Genomic DNA, 825 nt, shown 5'->3' with positions numbered 1-825 from the left:
AACGTGTTTGTGTATGGTTAGTTGCGTGGTTTAGCAACTAAATTAGTAAACTTTTACGAACCCGTGAAAATTCCGCAGGAATTTTCGCAAGTAGGGAAGAACAAAGCAATTAATTATACACGGTGTTGGCAGTAGTTTTTTAATTATCATTTTCGGAATAAGATTTGTAACTAGTAATTCCATATTTTTTAAACCAATATTTTTTGTCATTCCGAACTATAAAAAGAGTGTCATTATTAGCAGGAACAATCAAAGAATCATTTTCTTTAATAAAATCGTGTAGCATAGTTGGATAAGGTTTATCATTATTATAAGAAACATCAATTTTCAATGAGTCATTAACACAAATAGCACCTTTTGTCTGACTAATGCTTTCAATTTTGAATAAATAGCTTTTATCATATTCAGCCCATTTTCCATTACAGAAATTGAAACAACTAAAATTAGTTAATAATAACACTATTATTACACACCTAATTATTTTACTATTTTTCATTTAACAATCAGTTGCAATTAATAAATTCGGATTTTCTCCGATTTCTATTTTCCTATAATTAACGAAAGCTCCACATACGAAGATTGCATTTCGTAATTCAGTTGCGTTTTCTTTCAAATGTTTTCCGTTTTCAATTAGCAGTAGAGTAGGTCCTTCAGTCAATTCGTCAATACAATCAATCCAAGCATTCATATTTTCTGCGTAGTAAACTGGAAAATTCAATTCCGTTTTAAATTCAGAGTGAAAAGCTTTCCAACCTGTTAATTTTCGACCGCTAATTTTGAATGTTACCATTTCGTTTTAAATTACTGCCAACGGTTTTGTGTATG

General features: G+C 29.9%; 2 protein-coding genes. Both read right to left on the bottom strand.

What is annotated here, in order from left to right; all coding sequences use genetic code 11:
* Window positions 1-139 precede the first annotated feature (139 nt).
* Entirely contained in the window at window positions 140-496 is a 357-nt protein-coding gene (locus tag HM985_RS17110; protein WP_179377416.1) for a hypothetical protein, read from the bottom strand.
* Window positions 497-790, bottom strand: coding sequence for a barstar family protein (locus HM985_RS17105; RefSeq protein WP_179377415.1), 294 nt, complete (start codon window positions 788-790; stop codon window positions 497-499). It lies immediately after the preceding gene.
* Window positions 791-825: the final 35 nt, after the last annotated feature.

The sequence above is a fragment of the Winogradskyella wichelsiae genome, from assembly GCF_013403925.1.
Lineage (GTDB): Bacteria > Bacteroidota > Bacteroidia > Flavobacteriales > Flavobacteriaceae > Winogradskyella > Winogradskyella wichelsiae.
This window is presented reverse-complemented; position numbering and strand designations above follow the sequence as displayed.

What these genes read in the sequence shown, in the direction of transcription:
- HM985_RS17105 (WP_179377415.1), bottom strand. Translation starts at nt 790, where the DNA reads ATGGTAACATTCAAAATTAGCGGTCGAAAATTAACAGGTTGGAAAGCT.
- HM985_RS17110 (WP_179377416.1), bottom strand. Translation starts at nt 496, where the DNA reads ATGAAAAATAGTAAAATAATTAGGTGTGTAATAATAGTGTTATTATTA.